We start from the raw sequence: 6,654 nt of genomic DNA on the forward strand, positions 1-6,654 counted from the left end.
CTTTCGCACCGCATTGCCGCCCGTATCGCGGTTAACGAAGTTAGCCGAAGCACGAAAACCGCATTTGGGGAAGCCAGCAAGCGCCGCCGGGGGAGCCGCGCGCAACCAACCCGGCCGGCGCGCGCTAGCCGCTCACACACGCCGCCCGCCTGCGCGCTCGACCGTTCGCTCGCAGACCGCTTCCCCGCCGGGAAACCCTTGGGCAACACCTTGCGCCGAAAGGAAACCGTCACCGCCGGCGGGCGCACATTGCGGTACAATAACCCCAGAACACGGGCGCGTGATCTCGGGCACACGCTCGAGCCGACCTGAAAACATCCGCGCAGGCGCCCAAGCGCCGCGCACAACGAAAGGGGTTATCATGGCTTTCGGTTACAAGCGCATCTTCGCAGCACTCGACGGCGCATCCACCCAGCGAGCGGTCATGGAGCGCGCAATCGCCCTGGCGGAGGAAGAGCATGCTGAGCTCACGTTCGGCCATGTCATCGACTCCGTGCCCTATGAGGCATCGGGCGTCGACTTCGAGCTTCTGTGCAACGAGGGCAAGATCCGCATCGAGACAGACCTTGCCGACCTGCTGGAGAAGGCCCGCAACAACGCCGACATCCCCTCCGTGCAGCTGATCGTCCGTGCCGGCCGCATCACCGATACGCTGCAGAAGCAGCTCATCGAGCCCACCGAGCCCGACCTGGTCATCTGCGGCGAGCGCGGCCTGAGCAACATCAAGTACGTGTTCGTGGGCAGCGTTTCCACGTACCTCATCCGCAACGTCCGCTGCGACGTGCTGGTGGTCAAGCAGGACTAACCGCGCGAAGCGAACGGCGAAACAAGCAAGAGCTGAAAAGCGGGGGCCTCGGCCCCCGCTTTTCTGTTTCAGGCATGGCTCTACGACGTGACCAGCAAAACGGTGCCGATGACCAGCAGCAACACGTACGTCAGCTTCAGGAAGCGCTCCTGGCTGATGCGCTTGGCAAGCTTGCCGCCCACCGCCGTGGCCAGCACGATGAGCGGGACGCAGCACAGCACCATGACCCACACTTCGTGGGTGAAGTGCCCCTGGTACAGCTGCGCGCCGGCGTACAGCAGGTTGAGGATGGACCACACCGCCGACAGCGTGGCGCGGAACTGCTCCTTGTCCGTGAGCTTCTGCACCGCGTAAATGACCAGCAACGCGCCGCCCGAGACGAACATGCCTTGGATCAGGCCCGCCGCCACCAGCACGCCCCACAGCGCCCACTCGGGCAGGAACGACTGCTTGCGCTGCACGAGGTTCTTAATGCCCACGGCAAGGATGACCAAGCCGTATATCTTCAGCAGCGCATGCAGCGGCACCACGGAGTCAAGCCAGGCGCCCAGCACCACGAACGGCAGCATGACGCCCACGATCTTGCCGAGCTCGCGCCAATGGATGCTGCGGATGTTCAGCGCGGCCAGCACCGTGCAGGCCAGAAAGCCCGTGGCGTTCAAGATGGACACCGAGCTTTGCAGCCCCAGCGTGAGCGTGCCCACCGGCATGCAGAAGATGTTGCCAGCGAAGCCGGTGATGGCCTGCACGGTGTAGCCGAACAAGAACACCGCCAGGAATATGACGTTCTTAACCAACCGAGACCCTCGCTCCCGTTATCTTGAAATCGGCAAAACGACGCCAAAGGCGCTCCGTCGCCGCATGATCGTTGCAACGACGCCGCAGGCACGGCGATGCCGCACGCGCTCCACTGCCGCCGGCGCCCCGCTGTCGCGAGATACGCCCCGCTAACCGGAATGCCCACCTGCTCAGCCGCGCCTTTTGCCGCGTATCCGCGGCTTCATCGTTATCCATGAAATAAGTTGCAAGTATATTACCAAAATGCCTATTTGCGGCTAATTGCCTTAGCATGAAGGGGAACATCATCTACCATAGGCTGGTACGCAATCCGAAAGCATAGGGGAACAGTGGCTGGATTCAACATCACCATCGCTGGCGACTCCGCTATCAACTTGGAGTTCGCCAAAACCATATCACCGCAAACCAGCGGCATGATCCGCGTTGCGGCGCAGACGCTCACCGACGACCCCATCCCCGGGGTCACCGAGCTGGTACCCACGTTCTGCTCGCTCATGGTCACCTACGACCCGTGCGTCATCGGCTACGACGAGCTGTGCCAGCGTGTGCAGGGCAAGCTGCGCAACCTGACCGCCGCCGAGGCGGGCGTGAAGCGCATCGTGGTCATCCCCGTCTGCTACGGCGGGGAGTTCGGCCCCGACATGCCCACCGTGATGCACCATGCCGGCATGTCCGAGCAGGAGGTCATCAGCCTGCACTGCGCGCACGACTACCTCATCGACATGCTGGGCTTCCTGCCCGGCTTCGCCTACCTGGGCGGACTGGACCCGCGGCTGCACACGCCGCGCCTTTCCGTTCCGCGCACCGAGATCCCCGCAGGCAGCGTGGGCATCGGCGGCGCGCAGACGGGCATCTACCCGCTGGCAAGCCCCGGAGGCTGGCAGATCATCGGCCGCAGCCCCGTGCGCCCGTACGACCCCGAACGCGCCCAGCCCATCCTGTACCGCGCCGGCGAGTACCTTCGCTTCCAACCCATCACGCAGAAGCAGTACGACGCCATCGAGGCGCAGATCGCCGCAGGCGGCTATGAGTGCGACGTCGTCGTAGAGGAGGCCTAGCATGGGAGTCACCGCCATCAAGCCCGGCATCCTGACCACCGTGCAGGACCGGGGCCGCACCGGCTATCTGGGCAGCGGCTTCAGCCCGTCGGGCGTCATGGACACCCGCGCGCTGCACACGGCCAACCTGCTGGTCGACAACGACCCCGACGCCCCCGTCTTGGAGTTCTGCCTGGCCGGGCCGACGCTTCGCTTCACCACCAGCACCTACGTCGCCATCACCGGCGGCGACTTCCGCCCCACGCTCGACGGCCGCCCCGCGCCCATGTACACCGCGCTGGCCGTGCACCGCGGCAGCGTGCTGGCATTCGGCGCCCCGAAGACGGGCATGTACGGCTACCTGGCCATCGCGGGCGGTTCCATCAACGCGCCCGAGGTCATGGGCAGCCGCTCCACCAACCTGAAGTGCGGCATCGGCGGATGGAAGGGCCGCGCGCTCATCACCGGCGACTACCTGCCGTTCTGCACGCGCAACATCGACTTCATCCCCAACCTGGGCTCGCACACCGTCGACCGGGACGATGCGTTCTACGGCTTCGACGACCCCGAGATCACGCTGCGCGTGGTGCCCGGCCCGCAGGAGGACATGTTCACACAAGACGGCGTGAACACCTTCTACGGCAAGCCTTACACCACCACCAGCCGCTGCGACCGCATGGGATTCCGCCTGGACGGCCCGGAGATCGAGACGGTGAACGGCAGCGACATCATCTCGGACGGCATCGCGCTGGGCGCCGTGCAGATCCCCGCCGACGGCCGCCCCATCATCATGCTCTCAGACCGCCAGACCACCGGCGGCTACGCCAAGATCGGCACCGTCTGCAGCGTCGACCTGCCCAAGCTGGTGCAGTGCACGTCGGGCCGCATCATCCGCTTCGCCCCCGTCACCATCCAGCAGGCGCAGGACCTGTACCGTCAGGAAGCGCGCCGCATGGAGGCGCTCGCCAAGATGGTCAGGCGCCCCTGCTACGGCGGCATATCGCCGCGAAGGACGGCGCGAAGGCTGACACCCATCTTGGAAGCGCAGGCCCGCGCGCACGTGTCCGGCAGCCAAAAGCTGTGGATCGAACTGAGCAAGACCGAGCAACAACGCTTGCAGCCCGCAGAGCAGCCCGCAAGCGATTCGAACCGATAGGAGCACCCCATGACCACGAACGAAACCAACGGCACCGCCGACGCCATGAAGCAGCGCCGCGAGAACATCCTCGACCTCCTCAGCATCATGGACGAGGGCGACCTGACGGCCCTGCGCTTCAAGGACGGCCAGATGGAGATCGAGCTCGAGCGCAAGCCCGCTGCCGGCGCGCTGTCCTCCTCCACCCTGCCCCTCATGGCCGAGCGCGTCGGCCAGCTGCTCAACGCCCGCGAGGACGCCACCGGCGTGGTGGCCGGCGCCGCAAGCGCGCCCGTGGCCGGCGATGAGGACGCCAGCGTGGTCCGCAGCCCCATGGTGGGCACGTTCTACGCCGGCCCCAGCCCCGACGAGGACCCGTTCGTGAAGGTTGGCCAGGAGGTGCTGACCGGCCAGACGCTGGCCATCGTGGAGGCCATGAAGATGATGAACGAGATCACCGCCCCCGCGCCGGGCGTCATCACCGAGGTGCTGGCCGCAAACGGCACGCAGGTCGAGTACGACCAGCCGCTGTTCCGCATCTCCACCAGCGCGAACGCGTAAGGCCAGGCGAGCCCCATGTTCAACAAGATCCTCATAGCCAACCGCGGCGAGATAGCCGTGCGCATCATCCGCGCATGTCGCGCCATGGGCATCAAGACGGTTGCCGTGTACTCCACGGCCGACCGTCAAGCGCTGCACACCTACCTGGCCGACGAGGCCGTGTGCATCGGCCCCGCGCCGGCGCGCGATTCGTACCTGAACACCACCGCCATCCTGGCCGCGGCCCAGGGCACGGGCGCCGACGCCATCCACCCCGGCTACGGCTTCCTGTCCGAGAACTCCACGTTCGCCAAGCTGTGCCGCGACAACGACATCGTGTTCATCGGCCCCACGCCCGAGGTCATCGACCGCATGGGCAACAAAAGCCAGGCCCGCCGCACCATGATGGACGCCGGCGTGCCCGTGGTGCCCGGCACGAAGAAGGGCGTCCATGACGTGGACGTGGCCCTTGAGCAGGCCCGCACCATCGGCTGGCCCATCATGATCAAGGCGTCGTCGGGCGGCGGCGGCAAGGGCATGCGCGTGTCGGAGAGCGAAGAGGACTTCGCCGACATGTTCAACATCGCCCAGCGCGAAAGCGTCAACGCCTTCGGCGACAACACCATGTACCTGGAGCGCGCCGTGCAGAACCCGCGCCACGTGGAGGTGCAGATCATCGCCGACAACCACGGCAACGTGGTTGCCCTGGGCGAGCGCGACTGCAGCGTGCAGCGCAACCACCAGAAGATGATCGAGGAAAGCCCCAGCCCGCTGCTGGACGCCGACGAGGGCCTGCGCCGCCGCATGATGGACGACGCCGTGAAGGCCGCGCGCGCCGTGGGCTACACGTCCGCCGGCACCATCGAGTTCCTCATGGACGCCGATCGCAACTACTACTTCATGGAGATGAACACGCGCATCCAGGTGGAGCACTGCGTCACCGAGATGGTCACGCACACCGACCTGGTGGGCGAGATGATCCGCGTGGCCGCCGGCGAACCGCTGTCGTTTTCCCAGGACGACATCGTGCTGCGCGGGCACGCCATCGAGTGCCGCATCAACGCCGAAACGCCCGAGAAGAACTTCATGCCCAGCCCCGGCACCATCTCGCAGATGCACCTGCCCGGCGGCAACGGCGTGCGCGTGGACACCGCGGCCTACGACGGCTTCGAGATCTCGCCGTACTACGACTCCATGATCGCCAAGATCATCGTGCAGGGCCGCAACCGCACCGAGGCCATCGCCAAGATGCGCACCGCGCTCGAGGAGATGGTGGTCGTGGGCGTGAACACCAACCTTGACTTCCAATACGCCATCATGGAGAACGAGACGTTCCGCGCCGGCCTGGCCGACACGGGGTTCATCGAGCAGTTCCTTGCAGGCGAAGTGTAGGGATCAACGAAAGGAAGCGTTATGGGAATCGAAATGCCGGTACCCGCAAAGCCCGAAGGCGTCGATGCCGAGGTGTGGGAGCAGATGCTCCATGCCACGCCGGCCGAGGCGCGCCATCTGATCCGCGAAGGCAAGTTCGCCGCCCCCACGAGCGGCCTGTGCCCGGGCTACGCGCAGGCGAACCTGATCATCCTGCCGCGCGAGCAAGCCTATGATTTCCTGCTGTTTGCGCAACGCAACCCCAAGCCCTGCCCCATCCTGGAGGTCACCGAGGTGGGCGAGCGCATGACGCACATCTGCGCGAAGGACTGCGACGTCGCCACCGACTTCCCCGGATACCGCATCTACAAGGACGGCGTCATGGTGGACGAGGTCGACAACGTGGTGGACCACTGGCGCGACGACCTGGTGGCGTTCATCATCGGCTGCTCGTTCAGCTTCGAGAGCGAGCTCATTGAGGCGGGCATCGAAATGCGCCACAACACGCAGGGCCGCAACGTGTCCATGTACCTTACCAACCTGGCGTGCGAGCCGGCCGGCTCCATGAGCGGCAACACGGTGGTCAGCATGCGCCCCATCCCCTACGACCAGGTGGTGAAGGCGGTGCAGATCTCCGGCGCCATCCCGAAGGTGCACGGTGCGCCCGTGCATATCGGCGACCCCTCCGTCATCGGCATCAAGGACATCGCCAAGCCCGACTTCGGCGACCCGGTGGACATCAACCCCGGCGAGGTGCCGGTGTTCTGGGCATGCGGCGTCACCCCGCAGTCCATCGTCATGAACAGCAAGCCGCCGTTCGCCATCACGCACGCCCCCGGCTACATGCTGATCACGGACACCAAGAACGTGGACCTGAAAGGCTAGCCGGGCAACCGCGCCGACCCGCCTAAGGTTGCCCAAGGGGGAACGACCCGAACCGACGCCGTGCGCGGTTGCGGCATGCCGCA

7 protein-coding genes are annotated in these 6,654 nt (G+C 65.8%); 6 read left to right on the top strand and 1 reads right to left on the bottom strand.

Going from position 1 to position 6,654, the window contains the following annotated elements; translation table 11 throughout:
- Nucleotides 1-361 precede the first annotated feature (361 nt).
- Nucleotides 362-805: a universal stress protein gene (locus DW178_RS01415; protein ID WP_114620622.1), complete on the top strand. Its 444-nt coding sequence runs from the start codon at nt 362-364 to the stop codon at nt 803-805.
- Between the two features lie 80 nt (nt 806-885).
- On the opposite strand, the gene DW178_RS01420 is transcribed toward DW178_RS01415, so the two are convergent.
- Entirely contained in the window at nt 886-1,602 is a 717-nt protein-coding gene (locus DW178_RS01420) for a sulfite exporter TauE/SafE family protein (protein WP_118349355.1), read from the bottom strand.
- A 330-nt stretch (nt 1,603-1,932) separates the two neighbouring features.
- On the opposite strand from DW178_RS01420, the gene pxpB reads away from it, so the two are divergent.
- Genes pxpB through DW178_RS01445 form a run of 5 tightly spaced genes read left to right on the top strand, consistent with a single transcriptional unit; the run spans nt 1,933 to nt 6,571 of the window.
- A complete protein-coding gene (pxpB, locus tag DW178_RS01425; RefSeq protein ID WP_118349356.1) occupies nt 1,933-2,661 on the top strand; it encodes a 5-oxoprolinase subunit PxpB in 729 nt (242 codons plus the stop codon).
- A 1-nt stretch (nt 2,662) separates the two neighbouring features.
- Nucleotides 2,663-3,796 (top strand): 5-oxoprolinase subunit C family protein, encoded by a 1,134-nt coding sequence (locus DW178_RS01430; protein ID WP_118349357.1) that lies wholly within the window; start codon nt 2,663-2,665, stop codon nt 3,794-3,796.
- 9 nt (nt 3,797-3,805) lie between these two features.
- Nucleotides 3,806-4,336 (top strand): acetyl-CoA carboxylase biotin carboxyl carrier protein, encoded by a 531-nt coding sequence (gene accB / locus DW178_RS01435; protein WP_199669211.1) that lies wholly within the window; start codon nt 3,806-3,808, stop codon nt 4,334-4,336.
- A 15-nt stretch (nt 4,337-4,351) separates the two neighbouring features.
- Entirely contained in the window at nt 4,352-5,707 is a 1,356-nt protein-coding gene (accC, locus tag DW178_RS01440; RefSeq protein ID WP_118349358.1) for an acetyl-CoA carboxylase biotin carboxylase subunit, read from the top strand.
- Nucleotides 5,708-5,728: 21 nt separating this feature from the next.
- On the top strand, nt 5,729-6,571 hold the full coding sequence (locus DW178_RS01445) for a putative hydro-lyase (protein ID WP_118349359.1): 843 nt from the start codon (nt 5,729-5,731) through the stop codon (nt 6,569-6,571).
- Nucleotides 6,572-6,654 lie beyond the last annotated feature (83 nt).

This window comes from Eggerthella sp. AM16-19 (assembly GCF_003474385.1).
Taxonomy (GTDB): Bacteria; Actinomycetota; Coriobacteriia; order Coriobacteriales; family Eggerthellaceae; genus Senegalimassilia.